Source organism: Heyndrickxia sp. MSNUG, assembly GCF_049532715.1.
Taxonomy (GTDB): domain Bacteria; phylum Bacillota; class Bacilli; order Bacillales; family Cytobacillaceae; genus Mesobacillus.
The window spans coordinates 3,445,956-3,459,764 of the sequence record NZ_CP150978.1 but is presented as its reverse complement, the minus strand read 5'-3'; the positions used below and the strand labels follow the sequence as shown (position 1 = coordinate 3,459,764).

Genomic DNA, 13,809 nt, shown 5'->3' with positions numbered 1-13,809 from the left:
GATTTTGATTGACGTTGAGATATAATATAATTTATGATTTTTGCGGACACAATTAAATTTTTTGTCAAAAAATCTGCTAAAAAAACAATCATCTTACTTTGTAAATAGATTGCCTGTTCTTTTATTGCATTTATGTTCAGAAGGGGAGATACAACCATGTTTGGAATTGGAACTAGAGACCTAGGGATCGACTTAGGGACCGCTAATACACTCGTTTATGTAAAAGGAAAAGGAATTGTCTTGAGAGAGCCCTCCGTTGTGGCACTTCAAACAGATACTAAGAATATCGTTGCAGTAGGTAATGACGCTAAAAATATGATCGGCCGTACACCAGGAAATGTGGTAGCCTTAAGACCTATGAAGGACGGGGTTATTGCTGATTATGAAACAACGGCAACGATGATGAAGTATTATATTAAAATGGCTACCAAAAATAAAGGCTTTTTTGCAGGTAAGCCATATGTCATGGTTTGCGTGCCGTCGGGAATCACGGCTGTTGAAGAACGTGCGGTCATTGATGCAACACGCCAGGCTGGGGCAAGGGATGCTTTTACGATTGAGGAACCGTTTGCAGCAGCAATCGGTGCAAATCTTCCAGTTTGGGAGCCTACTGGAAGCATGGTTGTGGATATCGGGGGCGGAACGACTGAAGTGGCAATCATTTCACTTGGCGGTATCGTGACATCCCAATCGGTTCGTATCGCTGGCGATGAGATGGATGACGCAATCATCAATTATATCCGCAAGACGTATAACCTGATGATCGGTGAAAGAACAGCAGAGACAATTAAAATGGAAGTTGGTTCAGCTGGTGACGCTGAAGGCATCGAAAACATGGAAATCCGCGGACGCGACCTACTGACAGGTCTTCCTAAGACAATTGAAATCACTGCTGCTGAAATTGCGAAAGCACTACATGACACAGTATATGCAATTGTCGATGCAGTTAAGTTAACACTTGAAAAGACCCCGCCTGAACTTGCTTCAGACATTATGGACCGCGGAATCGTCCTTACTGGAGGAGGCGCTTTGCTGCGCAATCTCGATAAGGTAATCAGCGAAGAAACAAAAATGCCGGTACTTATAGCCGAAGATCCTCTCGATTGTGTCGCAATCGGGACAGGCAAGGCATTGGATCATATCGATCTTTTCAAGAATAAAGCAAAAGAATCAAGATAAAAAAAGAGAGGGGAAGCGGGAATCCATCCTACTTCCCTGCTCTCTTGTCATCATAATTTTTAAGATTGTAGAGGTGTAAATCATGCCACAGTTCTTTTTTAACAAACGCCTGATAATGCTGCTTGTGAGCATTATAGTCCTCGTGGCATTGATTGGCTTTTCTTTAAGGGAAAGGGAAGAATTGACTTGGCCCGAGCAGTTCGTAAAAGATTCAACTAGCTGGGTTCAATCCCTTGTTTCCAGACCTGCGCATTATGTTGCCGGTTTATTTGAAAACCTTCAAGACTTGCAAAATACATATCAGGAAAACAAAGAATTAAAGAAACGACTTGATGATATGGCCCGACTTGAAGCTAAAGTATATTCCCTTGAAAAAGACAACGAGGAGCTTCAGGAAATTTTAGATAAAAAAGAGTCACTTTCAGACTTTGAACCAATCCAGGCTGTGATGATTGCCAGAAGCCCTGATCGCTGGAACGAGCTTATTATCATCAATAAAGGCAAATCCCAGGGGATTGAAAAAAATATGGCCGTGATTACTGCCAGGGGATTGATTGGTAAAGTAAAAAGCACGACTCCATTCTCATCAACTGTACAGCTGGTCAGCGCACTGGACCCTACAAACCGCATTTCCGCTCTCCTGCAGGGAGAAAAAGAGCTGCATGGTACAATTGACGGCTATGATAAGGAAAAGGAACTTCTTTTATTGAAAGGACTTCCTTATGACGCCAAGGTGAAAAAGGGACAGAACGTCATTACATCAGGTTTGGGTGGAGTTTTCCCTAAAGATCTGCCAATTGGTAAGGTTGTAAAGGTAGTACCTGATGAATTTGGCCTCAATCAAACAGCCTATATCAAACCAGAAGCTGATTTATATGATCTGGAGCATGTGATGGTCGTTAAAAAATCAATGGCTGCTGTTGATTTCAGCGATTTTACTGAAGATGGCGAAGACAAGGAGGAAGGCAATTGATCCGTTTCTTGCTGCCTGCCCTGTTCGCCCTGTTATTTATTTTGGAAAGTGTTTTTGTCGAACTTCTCCCAGCTGAATTATTTAATAGTGACCGCGTTCTTGCGCCTCACTTCCTAATGGCCGGCATCCTGTTTTTGACGGCCTATTTAAGCCCTAAGCATGGAATCTTATATGGTTTAATTTTTGGTCTACTTTTTGATGTTGTATATACAGAAATCATTGGGATCTATCTATTCCTGTTCCCATTCATAGCATATCTTTTTGCCAATTTGCTCAGGATCCTGCAGATAAATATTTTGATTGTTTCTGCCCTGACAATCATAGGCATTGCCCTTCTTGAGGTGGGGGTCTACGAGTTAATGCATTTGATTAATATAACGAATCTGGACTTTTCGACCTATGTCAGTATTAGGTTTGTGCCAACATTGATCTTGAACCTTGCATTTATCGTATTGGCCGCATATCCATTCAAAAGGCAGTTCGAAAATGCTGCTGACAGGCTGCGCAATGATTGAGAAAAATCTCTATCCTGCCTATTCAAATAAAGGAATTTGACGGATGCTTGTCGAATTTCTTTTACCATTGAGGTGAACATCCGTATGAAAAAAACACAAAATGTGACAATTAAAGGGACGAAAGATGGACTCACGCTCCATTTGGATGATACTTGCTCCTACGAGGAATTAAAAAAAGAACTCGACAGAAAGCTGTCCAATTCCTCCCGTGTCCAAGAGGAACAGCAATTGCTGTCCGTAAAGGTGAAGGCAGGAAATAGATATCTTACTCAGGAACAGCAGGAAGAGTTGAAGGATCTGATTCGCCAAAAGAGGAATTTAATCGTTGAGGATCTTGAAACGAACGTGATTACAAAGGAAGAAGCTGAGCGGGAAAGACAGGAAACAGAAATTGTCCCTGTGGCAAAGGTTATTCGCTCAGGCCAGATTCTTGAAATAGTCGGAGATTTGCTGCTGATTGGAGATGTCAATCCTGGAGGCACAGTTAAGGCAACGGGAAATATCTTTATTATGGGCACTCTTAAAGGGATTGCGCACGCTGGTTTTGAAGGGAATGATGAAGCAGTGATTGCGGCATCAGTTATGAAACCGTCTCAATTAAGAATCAGTGATTGCATCAACCGTGCTCCAGACCAAGTGCCCGATGAAGAGAATAGGGTTATGGAATGTGCTTACATATCTGATAATCAACAGATTGTCGTTGATAGATTGCAAGTTTTAATGCGAAAAAGACCTAATTTAACTAGATTTGAAGGAGGGCTCTAAAATGGGAGAAGCGATTGTAGTTACATCCGGAAAAGGCGGAGTCGGCAAAACAACGACCTCTGCTAATATAGGTACAGCTTTGGCCCTTCAAGGCAAAAGAGTCTGCCTGGTCGATACAGATATCGGCTTGCGTAATTTAGACGTTGTTATGGGGCTGGAGAACCGGATCATTTATGATCTGGTAGACGTGATCGAAGGCAGGTGCAAGATTCACCAGGCACTTGTTAAAGATAAGCGCTTTGATGACCATCTATATTTGCTTCCAGCTGCACAGACAAGCGATAAAACTGCCGTCCAGCCAGAACAAATGAAAAAATTAGTCAATGAATTGAAGCAAGACTATGATTATATCGTTATTGACTGCCCGGCAGGAATCGAGCAAGGCTATAAAAATGCTGTTGCCGGTGCAGATAAGGCGATTGTTGTCACAACTCCTGAAGTATCCGCTGTCAGGGATGCAGACAGGATTATCGGCTTGCTTGAGAAAGAAGAAAATGTTGAAGCGCCAAAGCTTGTCATCAACCGGATCCGCACCCATATGATGAAAAATGGCGATATGCTTGATGTAGATGAAATTACAACACATCTTTCAATTGACTTGATTGGAATCGTCGCGGATGATGATGAAGTCATCAAGGCATCGAATCACGGCGAACCGATTGCCTTGAATCCAAACAGCAAAGCGTCTATAGCCTATAGGAACATTGCCCGCAGAATCCTTGGCGAATCCGTTCCATTGCAGCAGCTTGATACTGAAAATAAAGGTGTATTCTCTAAAATTAAGAAGTTTTTCGGCGTCCGCTAGTAAAAAGTGCCTGAACCTGGTTGCATTCCATGCATACCGGGCGGGTGCTTTTTTTATTTTCATTCAAATTCCGGCCTGATAACTCTTCTCCTGAATAAACTATCTAATTGTCATACTCTTGTTGGACAGGTCATAAACTTGTACTAACTTAGAGTACAAGGGGATTGGTGGGGATAGGATGAGTTCAAGATCGGATGATGTCCGCAAAAGAATGTTAAAGAGGAAGAAAGAGCGGGAAAGAATGGATAAAATGAACCATGGCCGATTGTTCTATTCAGAGGAGGAACGGCACGGATTTGATCGGATTCCGTCATATGATATTGGACCAGGTGAGGGGAACCATCCATTATTCAAAAAAGAAGTGTTTTTATTTAAAGTGCTTGCTTCGGCATGCCTGGTATTAGTTATCGCAATTCTTTTCCGAAGTCCAGCTGAAAAAGCAGAAAAGTTTCAAAGCTATGTTAAGCAAACAATGGAACAGGAATTCCAGTTCGCTGCTGTTTCTGACTGGTACGAAGAGCAATTTGGAAAACCAATGGCACTTCTTCCGGCTAAAAATACCGGTGAGGAAGACAAGCAGGAAGTGGCTGAACAAAATGAATATGCTTTGCCGGCTTCCGGAAGGATTCTTGAGGATTTCGGAGACAACGGTCAAAGGATCATGATTGAAACTGGGAAGGGTGCGGGAGTTGAGGCGATGAATGAAGGACTTGTCCATTTTGTCGGAATGAAGGATGGATTTGGAAAAACCGTCATTGTTCAGCACGCAGACAAGAGTGAAACATGGTATGGGAACTTAGACGGAATTGATGTGAATTTGTACGAATATATCTCAAAGGGCACAAAGGTTGGGACAGCTATGGACAGCACTGACGGTACAAAGGGATCGTTTTATTTCGCAATAAAAAAAGGGGATGATTTCATTGATCCCGTCCAGGTGATTAAGTTTGAATAAAACCGTTGAATTATTACGAAAAATACAGATACATCCTTTATTATGGATGGTCATTGCCCTTGCTGTCGCAACCGCGCATTTTATAGAGCTGATGATGGTGCTGCTGATTATTTTTGTTCATGAAATGGGACATGGTGCTGCAGCCTCTTTTTTTTCGTGGAGAATTAAAAAAATAGCCTTGCTGCCTTTCGGCGGTGTTGCTGAAATGGATGAGCATGGGAATCGGCCATTGAAAGAAGAGCTTATTGTCGTGCTGGCGGGACCACTTCAGCATTTATGGATGATCGGGCTCGCCTATATTTTATATCTGAATGGCATTTTTCCTGAAAAGTGGCATTCCCTGTTCATTGAATACAATTGGATGGTCTTATTGTTCAATTTGCTGCCAATATGGCCTCTCGATGGAGGTAAACTTGTTTTTATTCTTTTTTCTATGAATTCTTCCTTCCAGATTGCGCATCTTCGGACTATATATTTATCAATAGGTTCGCTGGCTATTTTTTCAATCGTCCTTATGATCCTTGCGCCATTGACCCTGAATGTCTGGGTTATCATCGGTTTTCTGGCTTTTTCACTTCATTATGAATGGAAGCAAAGGCGCTTTATTTTCATGAGGTTTCTTATGGAAAGGTATTATGGAAAACAGGCAGATTTCAGGCAGCTTAAACCAATCAACGTAGAAGAAAATGAAGTGGTGGGGCAGGTCCTCGAAAAGTTCCAGCGAGGCTGTAAGCATCCAATCATAATAAAGAAAGTAAATTGCAAAGAGACGGTAATGGATGAGAATGAATTGCTTCATGCTTTTTTCAGTGAAAAACTGATGTCTGCTAAAATAGGAGATTTGCTTTACACATACTGACATAGGATAATAAATGCAGCGGGGAGCTTTTTCCCGCTGCATTTTTTTATTTAATGGCTCTGTAAAAAAGACTGTTGATTTTCGTTCCAGGCGCTTCGCTTTCCGCGGGGCTGGCGCTGAGCCTCCTCGTCGCTTCGCTCCTGCGGGGTCTCATCTGTCCAGCTGAGCCCGCAGGAGTCTACGCGCCTTCCACTACAATCAACAGTGTATTAAAAATCAAGATTCAGCTTTAACAGAGTCTAATTAATAGGGAGAGTCCATGGAACAGTTAATTATAAATATCATATCCAGAGAAAAACGCTTCGCCTTGATCAAAAATGGTGCAGTTGAAAAAATATATATCGAGCAGCCGAGCCAGCAATCTCTTGTCGGCAATATTTATCTTGGGATCGTTGAAAAAGTGATTCCCGGCATGAATGCGGCATTTGTGAATTTTGGAGAAGAAGTGAGCGGATTCCTGTCACGAGATAAGCTTCCTGGGCATGTGCTCTCAGAGGATGAAAATAAGGCGAACCGGTCTATTTCTTCTTACCTTCATCAGGGTGAAAAGCTGCTTGTCCAGGTTGAAAAGGATGCAGCAGGGACAAAAGGTGCGAGGTTGACGGGAATTATTGAAATACCGGGTGAACATCTGGTGTACATGCCGAATGGCAAATATATTGCCGTATCCAAAAAAGCAGAAACGCCAGAAATCCGGGAAAGATGGCGGGAGTTTGCTAAAGAGCTGATAACAGCAGGTGAAGGGTTGATTTTCAGGACTGAAAGCCTCACTCAGGCCGAGGAGGTCATAGCGAATGAACTCGAGCAGCAGCGGTCTGAATATCAACAAATGCTTACATTGTCAGGTGGAATGAAAAAGCCTGGAATCGTCTATAGCCGGGATTATTTTTATGAACAAGCCACTGCAGCTATTTCACTAATGAAAGAAGGCTCCGTCATTGTGGACAGCCTGGAATATAAGAAGAAGCTGGATCCTCTAAATAAGGAAGGGATTACGGTCAGCTTTTACAATGGCAAAGAAAATATTTTCTCTTTTTATAAAATAGAGCAGGAAATCGAGCGGTTATTGAAGAGAATCGTCTGGCTGGAAAAAGGTGCTTATATGGTCATTGACCATGCTGAGGCTCTTACAGTTTTCGATGTCAACACAGGTAAGTTTTCCGGGAAGACAAATTTACGCGATACTGTCATTAAAACCAATATGAATGCGGCAGTGGAGGCGGCACGACAGATGAGGCTCAGGGATCTTGCCGGCATCATCCTGATTGATTTCATTGATATGCAGGAGAGCAAGGACAGGGATACGGTCCTGAATGTGATCCGCAAAGAATTGCTGCATGATGATCGCAGAACGAGGATTGTCGGCTTTACGGAACTCGGAATCCTCCAGCTGACAAGGAAAAAGACAAAGCAATCTCTCGATGAAACTTTGACTGAAACTTGTGGCACATGCAGTGGTTCGGGTAAGGTGCTCAGTTCAGAAACAATGGCCTACCGTCTTGAGAGAGAGCTTTGGGAATATAAGGGGACGGATCATGAAGCTGTCCTTATTTCGGCGACTAGAGAGGTCATTGACCATTTTTCCGGAGAAGCCGGTATCCATAAGTCCAGGCTTGAAAACGTTTTGGGAATGAAGATCAAATTCACGACTGCAAATGCGGAGCGGCCTTATTACGAAATTATGAAATTCGGCGCTTCAGCAGAGCAATCTTAAAAAACATCCAGAAATGAATTATATATGCTATAATATAAACATCTATTATTGTGTTGACACTTTCGCTCGGCATGTGATAGTATTTTAATGTTATTGTTTGTAGCACCCGTGCTACAACCGCACGCATCAGGTATTTAAGTTTTGCTTTTGGCAAACGCCTGCTGATGGCGAGTCTGAGTCTAATGAGGAGGTGCAATGGAATGTACGCAATTATCGAAACTGGCGGCAAGCAAGTAAAGGTAGAAGAAGGACAAGCAATCTACATTGAAAAGCTAAACGCTGCTGAAGGCGAAACTGTAACTTTTGACAAGGTTCTTTTTGTAGGTGGCGATACTGTTAAGGTTGGAAGCCCAGTAGTTGAAGGCGCAACTGTAACAGCTAAAGTCGAAAAGAATGGTCGTCAAAAGAAAATCATCGTTTTCAAGTACAAGGCGAAAAAGAACAATCGTAAAAAGCAAGGTCATCGTCAGCCTTACACTAAAGTTGTTATCGAAAAGATCAACGCTTAATTAAGGCGGATTACCATGATTCGTGCAACGATTAATCGTACAAAATCCGGAAGCATCCGTTCGTTTACGATTAGCGGCCATGCAGGATTCGCTGCCCATGGCAGTGACATTGTCTGCGCAGGTGTTTCGACCATCTCGATTGGGACAGTCAATTCCATCATTGGATTGACAGGTGTCACCCCGGACATTGAACAAGGCGCGGATGGTTTTCTCCGCTGTGAGATCCCCGACAATTTGCCGGAGGAAACACAGGAGAAAATCCAATTACTCCTTGAAAGCATGGTCATTACATTGCAATCGATGGAAAAAGAGTACGGAAAGCACATAAAATTAACCTTCAAAAAGTAGGAGGTGGAACAAAATGTTAAGATTAGATCTTCAATTCTTCGCTTCTAAGAAGGGTGTAGGTTCAACTAAGAACGGACGTGACTCAATCTCTAAGCGTCTTGGCGCTAAGCGTGCAGATGGTCAATTCGTAACTGGTGGTTCTATCCTTTACCGTCAGCGCGGAACTAAAATCTACCCAGGTGTAAACGTGGGTAAAGGTGGAGATGACACTCTATTCGCTAAGGTTGACGGCGTCGTTAAATTCGAACGTCTTGGCCGTGACCGCAAGCAAGTAAGTGTTTATCCTGCAGCTCAAGAAGCGTAAGCCAAAGAGAAGCCCTAACCACTGCGGTTAGGGTTTTCTTGTTTTTTCGCTCTGTTAACCATTAATGAGGGATTATAAATCCTGTTGATTGGATCGGAAATCAACAGTTAAGGTTAAAAGAGCAAGCTTTTTATAATACATAATTACTTACGCAGTATGGCTTTTTTGTTATACTAACACCAAGCAGTCTTATGAGTAGGGAGTATGTTTATGAAAAAAGAGTGGGATACAATCGAGGTTTTGCGCCATGCGCGCCATGATTGGATGAATCAGCTTCAATTAATTAAAGGCAATCTATCTCTGAACAAAGTGGATCGGGCTAAAGATATCATTGAAGAAATTATCATGGAAGCCAGGCAGGATGCAAAGCTATCTAATTTAAATCTTCCTCAATTTGCCTCAAAGTTGTTAACCTGCAATTGGGAGAATCATTTTTTTCAGCTGGAATATGAAGTGATGGACTCCCAAAACTTCCACAGACTAGATGATCAGCAGCTGGCTAGCTGGACAGAGCTGCTGTTTGAAACGCTGAATTCTTCAATTGAACGTTATCAGGAAAATCATCTTTCCGTCACAATCGATCCACAGGATAATGGTATTGGGTTCTTTTTTGATTTTAGCGGAATAATAAATGATAAAAATCGTATTCAAAACTTTTTAGCCCATAAGCCCAATAAAGGAATGAAAGTCATTTCAGACGGGGTAATTGATGGCGAATTGACGATTGAAGTTTTTATGGATTCACTCTAGGGAAACATAAAAAATGCTGATCTTCTTTGATGAGTATTAAACCGTCAATCATTTTAATTAACAAAAATCAGACAGGTGGTAATGACATAATGTTTGTCGATCAGGTAAAAATTTACGTAAAAGGCGGCGACGGTGGCGATGGTATGGTTGCTTTCCGTCGTGAAAAATATGTGCCAAACGGCGGTCCAGCCGGCGGCGACGGCGGTAACGGCGCCAATGTAATCTTCCAGGTAGAAGAAGGACTCCGCACATTGATGGATTTCAGGTATCAGCGGCATTTCAAGGCTCCACGCGGTGAGCATGGGATGTCTAAAAATCAGCACGGTAAAAATGCAAAGGATATGATTGTCAAGGTTCCACCTGGAACAATTGTATCTGATGCGAAAACTGGAGAAGTTATTGCGGATTTGGTCGAGCACGGCCAGCAGGCTGTCATCGCTAAAGGCGGACGCGGCGGACGCGGAAATTCACGTTTTGCAACTCCATCCAACCCGGCACCTGAACTTTCTGAAAAGGGAGAGCCAGGACAGGAAAAAGACATTGTCATGGAATTGAAGCTTCTTGCTGATGTAGGACTTGTCGGTTTTCCTAGTGTTGGAAAATCCACGTTATTATCTGTAGTCTCTGCGGCAAGGCCGAAGATTGCTGAATATCACTTTACGACAATCGTTCCGAATTTAGGCATGGTGGAAACAGAAGACGGAAGAAGCTTCGTTCTAGCTGATTTGCCTGGCCTTATTGAAGGAGCACATTCAGGTGTAGGCCTGGGCCACCAATTTTTGCGTCATATTGAACGCACAAGAGTCATCGTCCACGTTATCGATATGGCTGCAACTGAAGGCCGTGATCCATATGAGGACTATTTAACAATCAATAATGAATTAAAAGAATATAACTTAAGGCTGACTGAAAGGCCGCAGGTAATCGTTGCGAATAAAATGGACATGCCAGATGCAGAAGAGAACTTGGAAGTGTTTAAAGAAAAGATTGGCGATGCTCATCCAATCTTCCCAATTTCTGCAGTCACACGTGAAGGCTTGCGTGAACTTGTCTTTTCAGTTGCCGATTTAGTTGAAAAGACTCCGGAGTTCCCTCTTATCGAAGAAGTGGAAGAAGAAGATACAGAAGTTAACCGTGTTATGTATAAGCATGAAAAAGCAGAACAAGAATTCCAAATTGACCGTGAACCGGATGGTACCTTTGTCATTTCCGGTGATAGCATTGAGAGACTATTCAAAATGACTGATTTCTCACGTGAAGAGTCAATTAGACGTTTTGCCCGTCAAATGCGTGGAATGGGTATAGATGATGCCCTTCGCGAAAGAGGAGCAAAAGACGGAGATACAGTTAAGCTTCTTGAGTATGAATTTGAATTTGTTGAGTAGGCCTTGTACATCTATATAAAAATCATCTTTGCTGATCAGGCGCTTACGCACTTCTGATGGGGTGGAAACATGAAACAAAATCAATTGGATAAAAAGTTTTTCCTAGTTCGGGAAGATGTGCTGCCTGAAGCGATGAAGAAAACGCTTGATGCGAAGGAAATGATTGAACGGGGAAAAGCAGAATCAGTTTGGGATGCAGTACAGCGGGTGGATTTAAGCCGTAGTGCTTTTTATAAATACCGTGACACTGTATTCCCATTCCATACAATTGTGAAAGAACGCATCATTACACTTTTTTTTCAGCTCGAAGATCGTTCGGGAACTCTGTCGGAACTGTTAGGTATTGTAGCGGCTTCTGGCTGTAATGTGCTGACCATTCATCAGACGATCCCGTTACAGGGGAGAGCGAACGTTACTTTGAGCTTGAATGTTACTGAAATGAAAGTCGAATTAGACGAACTGCTTGGAAGATTGAAAAGGCTGGAATTTGTAGAGAAAGTAGAAGTGCTTGGTTCCGGTGCTTAATTGTACTGGCTGCAGGGGGAGAGGATTGGCTTGAAAATTGGATATCTTGGTCCGAAGGCGACATTTACAGATTTCGCGGCACGCCAGCTGTTCAGTGATGCTGAAAGGACTCCCTATGTAAGCATCCCTGAATGTATGGATGCGGCAGCTGCAGGCGAGATTGATGCAGCGATTGTCCCGCTGGAAAATTCGATTGAGGGTTCCGTGAATATAACAATTGACTATTTGGTCCATGAGTCTGAATTGGTTATTGCTGGTGAGGCAGTTGTTCCAATCAGGCAGCATCTGCTTGTCCATAAAGCAAACATAGATCAATGGAATAAGGCTGAACTGATATACAGCCATCCTCATGCACTGGCACAGTGCCATAAATTTCTTCATAAAGAATTCAAGGGAACTCCACTGGAAAATATGGCATCAACGGCAGCCGCTGCAAATTATGTAAAAGACCACCCAGAGATGAACATCGCGGCAATCGCGAATGGTTTGGCAGCAGAGGAATATGAACTTGCCATGGTGAAAGAAAACATCCATGATTACAGCTATAATCATACTGTGTTTGCTATTCTTGCGAAGGAAGGGCACACCATCAGCCTTAAACCATCTGATGACTATAAAACCACATTGATGATCACCCTGCCTTCTGACCAGGCTGGTGCTCTGCATCAAGTGTTATCTGCTTTTTCATGGAGAAAGCTCAATCTGTCAAAAATTGAATCAAGGCCGATGAAGACCGGGCTAGGAAAGTACTTTTTCATCATTGATATTAATTTGAAGATGGATGAAGTACTGATTCCTGGAGCCATTGCTGAACTCGAAGCCTTAGGCTGCAGTGTCAAGCTTCTCGGAAGCTACACAAGCCACAGAATCTAAAAAAAGATCCATCAATGATGGATCTTTTTTTAGGTTGTTAAAAGAGGATTAGGTAACAAAATCCTTTAACTGTAAAAATCAGCAATATGTAGTTTTAAAATGAATCATTGAAACAATCCAAAGCCTGTAAACGGCATGGTGATGTTCCAATAAGGGTCATTGGAACAATCAAAAGCGGAAAAGGACGATGCCGATGTTCCAATAAGGGTCATTGGAACAATCAAAAGCGGAAAAGGACGATGCCGATGTTCCAATAAGGGTCATTGGAACAATCAAAAGCGGAAAAGGACGATGCCGATGTTCCAATAAGGGTCATTGGAACAATCTAAAGGCTGAAAAGCACGATGCCGATGTTCCAATAAGGGTGATTGGAACAATCAAAGGCGGAAAAACACGATGCCGATGTTCCAATAGTGGTCATTGGAACAATCTAAAGGCGGAAAAGCACGATGCCGATGTTCCAATAGTGGTCATTGGAACAATCTAAAGGCGGAAAAGCAGGATGCCGATGTTCCAATAAGGGGCATTGGAACAATCAAAAGCGGAAAAGCAGGATGCCGATTGTCCAGTAAGGATCATTGGACAATCTAAGACTGAAAAAAGCCATCACATTGTTCCAATAAGGGTGATTGGAACAATCCAAAGACCGAAAAAGACCTTCACGATGTTCCAATAAAGGTGATTGGAATACTTCAAATCCTTAAAACCGCCTCGACGATGTTCCAATAAAGCGATACCAGACCTTTCCCATAAATACGCCTCTGTTTCTACTCCAGATCAACCAAGAAATGCGCTTTTCTAAGTGCTTCTTCTGCTTCATCCAGCGCTTTTTCTGTTGGCGCGGAGATTGTGTGCAAATGGATGCCTTCTGTAAGTTCTGACAAGTAAGAGGCATTAGTAGCACGGATTTTTTCCATGAATTGTTTCACTTTGTATCGATTCGATACCATGATTGAAGCGGTTAAATCTCCATAGACTGGATGTTCGATTTTGACATCCTTTATGGTGATACCATGATCGACGAGAAGGATTAGTTCTTCCTCTGTCCGTTCTGGAGTATGGGAACAGGCAATGGTTCTTACCGCTCCAGTTGGATTTGAGGCATGCATATAAATATAACCCTGGCTGGTTGCAATGATTGGTTCATTCCTGGCTTTTAGCAAGGTGATGTCGCCAACGATGACCTGTCTGCTTACATTTGTTATAGATGCAAGCTCACTTCCGGTAATTGGTTCCCTGCTTTCCTGCAGCCTGCTTAGGATAAATGCGCGGCGCTCGTCCCCGAGGATTTTCGTAGGTTCCTTCATAAATCCGATCCTCTCCTTCTATCTCTTCATTTGAGAATTTTAC

At 42.6% G+C, this 13,809-nt stretch carries 18 protein-coding genes and 1 other annotated feature; of the genes, 17 read left to right on the top strand and 1 reads right to left on the bottom strand.

What is annotated here, in order from left to right; genetic code table 11:
* The first annotated feature begins 156 nt into the window (after positions 1-156).
* From AABM38_RS17495 to AABM38_RS17415, 17 genes are all read left to right on the top strand, one after another.
* Positions 157-1,179 carry a rod shape-determining protein gene (locus AABM38_RS17495; RefSeq protein ID WP_423407538.1) on the top strand — a complete coding sequence of 341 codons (1,023 nt, stop codon included), beginning with the start codon at positions 157-159 and terminating at the stop codon, positions 1,177-1,179.
* Positions 1,180-1,261: 82 nt separating this feature from the next.
* Positions 1,262-2,152, top strand: coding sequence for a rod shape-determining protein MreC (gene mreC / locus AABM38_RS17490; protein ID WP_335376318.1), 891 nt, complete (start codon positions 1,262-1,264; stop codon positions 2,150-2,152).
* On the top strand, positions 2,149-2,667 hold the full coding sequence (gene mreD / locus AABM38_RS17485) for a rod shape-determining protein MreD (RefSeq protein ID WP_423407537.1): 519 nt from the start codon (positions 2,149-2,151) through the stop codon (positions 2,665-2,667). The genes mreC and mreD overlap by 4 nt, the downstream gene beginning before the upstream one ends.
* 84 nt (positions 2,668-2,751) lie before the next feature.
* Positions 2,752-3,432, top strand: a complete 681-nt coding sequence (gene minC / locus AABM38_RS17480; RefSeq protein WP_423407536.1) for a septum site-determining protein MinC — start codon at positions 2,752-2,754, stop codon at positions 3,430-3,432.
* Between the two features lies 1 nt (position 3,433).
* Positions 3,434-4,237, top strand: a complete 804-nt coding sequence (gene minD, locus AABM38_RS17475; protein ID WP_335376315.1) for a septum site-determining protein MinD — start codon at positions 3,434-3,436, stop codon at positions 4,235-4,237.
* Positions 4,238-4,415: 178 nt separating this feature from the next.
* The gene (locus tag AABM38_RS17470; protein WP_423407535.1) at positions 4,416-5,192 is read left to right on the top strand and encodes a peptidoglycan DD-metalloendopeptidase family protein; all 777 of its coding nucleotides are present in this window, start codon (positions 4,416-4,418) and stop codon (positions 5,190-5,192) included.
* The gene (locus tag AABM38_RS17465) at positions 5,185-6,051 is read left to right on the top strand and encodes a M50 family metallopeptidase (RefSeq protein WP_423407534.1); all 867 of its coding nucleotides are present in this window, start codon (positions 5,185-5,187) and stop codon (positions 6,049-6,051) included. The genes AABM38_RS17470 and AABM38_RS17465 overlap by 8 nt, the downstream gene beginning before the upstream one ends.
* A 259-nt stretch (positions 6,052-6,310) precedes the next feature.
* Positions 6,311-7,765 (top strand): Rne/Rng family ribonuclease, encoded by a 1,455-nt coding sequence (locus AABM38_RS17460; RefSeq protein WP_423407533.1) that lies wholly within the window; start codon positions 6,311-6,313, stop codon positions 7,763-7,765.
* 105 nt (positions 7,766-7,870) lie between these two features.
* Positions 7,871-7,950: a sequence feature (ribosomal protein L21 leader region), on the top strand.
* Positions 7,951-7,965: 15 nt separating this feature from the next.
* A complete protein-coding gene (rplU, locus tag AABM38_RS17455) occupies positions 7,966-8,274 on the top strand; it encodes a 50S ribosomal protein L21 (protein WP_335376311.1) in 309 nt (102 codons plus the stop codon).
* A gap of 15 nt (positions 8,275-8,289) precedes the next feature.
* Complete coding sequence (locus tag AABM38_RS17450; protein ID WP_335376310.1) at positions 8,290-8,622, top strand: ribosomal-processing cysteine protease Prp; 333 nt, start codon at positions 8,290-8,292, stop codon at positions 8,620-8,622.
* 13 nt (positions 8,623-8,635) lie between these two features.
* Entirely contained in the window at positions 8,636-8,926 is a 291-nt protein-coding gene (gene rpmA / locus AABM38_RS17445) for a 50S ribosomal protein L27 (RefSeq protein WP_023627149.1), read from the top strand.
* A 210-nt stretch (positions 8,927-9,136) separates the two neighbouring features.
* A complete protein-coding gene (locus AABM38_RS17440) occupies positions 9,137-9,676 on the top strand; it encodes a sporulation initiation phosphotransferase B (protein ID WP_335376309.1) in 540 nt (179 codons plus the stop codon).
* A gap of 89 nt (positions 9,677-9,765) precedes the next feature.
* Positions 9,766-11,061 (top strand): GTPase ObgE, encoded by a 1,296-nt coding sequence (gene obgE / locus AABM38_RS17435; protein WP_335432815.1) that lies wholly within the window; start codon positions 9,766-9,768, stop codon positions 11,059-11,061.
* Between the two features lie 69 nt (positions 11,062-11,130).
* Entirely contained in the window at positions 11,131-11,586 is a 456-nt protein-coding gene (locus AABM38_RS17430) for an ACT domain-containing protein (protein ID WP_335376307.1), read from the top strand.
* A gap of 30 nt (positions 11,587-11,616) precedes the next feature.
* Positions 11,617-12,459, top strand: a complete 843-nt coding sequence (gene pheA / locus AABM38_RS17425) for a prephenate dehydratase (RefSeq protein WP_423407532.1) — start codon at positions 11,617-11,619, stop codon at positions 12,457-12,459.
* Between the two features lie 211 nt (positions 12,460-12,670).
* A complete protein-coding gene (locus AABM38_RS17420; protein ID WP_423407531.1) occupies positions 12,671-12,946 on the top strand; it encodes a hypothetical protein in 276 nt (91 codons plus the stop codon).
* Between the two features lie 39 nt (positions 12,947-12,985).
* Positions 12,986-13,135 carry a hypothetical protein gene (locus AABM38_RS17415; RefSeq protein WP_423407530.1) on the top strand — a complete coding sequence of 50 codons (150 nt, stop codon included), beginning with the start codon at positions 12,986-12,988 and terminating at the stop codon, positions 13,133-13,135.
* A gap of 91 nt (positions 13,136-13,226) precedes the next feature.
* On the opposite strand, the gene AABM38_RS17410 is transcribed toward AABM38_RS17415, so the two are convergent.
* Positions 13,227-13,766, bottom strand: a complete 540-nt coding sequence (locus AABM38_RS17410; protein WP_423407529.1) for a transcription repressor NadR — start codon at positions 13,764-13,766, stop codon at positions 13,227-13,229.
* Positions 13,767-13,809: the final 43 nt, after the last annotated feature.

Coding starts and splice junctions, on each gene's coding strand:
- obgE (WP_335432815.1), top strand. CDS start 9,766: ATGTTTGTCGATCAGGTAAAAATTTACGTAAAAGGCGGCGACGGTGGC.
- AABM38_RS17460 (WP_423407533.1), top strand. CDS start 6,311: ATGGAACAGTTAATTATAAATATCATATCCAGAGAAAAACGCTTCGCC.
- minD (WP_335376315.1), top strand. CDS start 3,434: ATGGGAGAAGCGATTGTAGTTACATCCGGAAAAGGCGGAGTCGGCAAA.
- AABM38_RS17440 (WP_335376309.1), top strand. CDS start 9,137: ATGAAAAAAGAGTGGGATACAATCGAGGTTTTGCGCCATGCGCGCCAT.
- AABM38_RS17495 (WP_423407538.1), top strand. CDS start 157: ATGTTTGGAATTGGAACTAGAGACCTAGGGATCGACTTAGGGACCGCT.
- rpmA (WP_023627149.1), top strand. CDS start 8,636: ATGTTAAGATTAGATCTTCAATTCTTCGCTTCTAAGAAGGGTGTAGGT.
- rplU (WP_335376311.1), top strand. CDS start 7,966: ATGTACGCAATTATCGAAACTGGCGGCAAGCAAGTAAAGGTAGAAGAA.
- AABM38_RS17410 (WP_423407529.1), bottom strand. CDS start 13,766: ATGAAGGAACCTACGAAAATCCTCGGGGACGAGCGCCGCGCATTTATC.
- AABM38_RS17430 (WP_335376307.1), top strand. CDS start 11,131: ATGAAACAAAATCAATTGGATAAAAAGTTTTTCCTAGTTCGGGAAGAT.
- mreC (WP_335376318.1), top strand. CDS start 1,262: ATGCCACAGTTCTTTTTTAACAAACGCCTGATAATGCTGCTTGTGAGC.
- minC (WP_423407536.1), top strand. CDS start 2,752: ATGAAAAAAACACAAAATGTGACAATTAAAGGGACGAAAGATGGACTC.
- AABM38_RS17470 (WP_423407535.1), top strand. CDS start 4,416: ATGAGTTCAAGATCGGATGATGTCCGCAAAAGAATGTTAAAGAGGAAG.
- AABM38_RS17450 (WP_335376310.1), top strand. CDS start 8,290: ATGATTCGTGCAACGATTAATCGTACAAAATCCGGAAGCATCCGTTCG.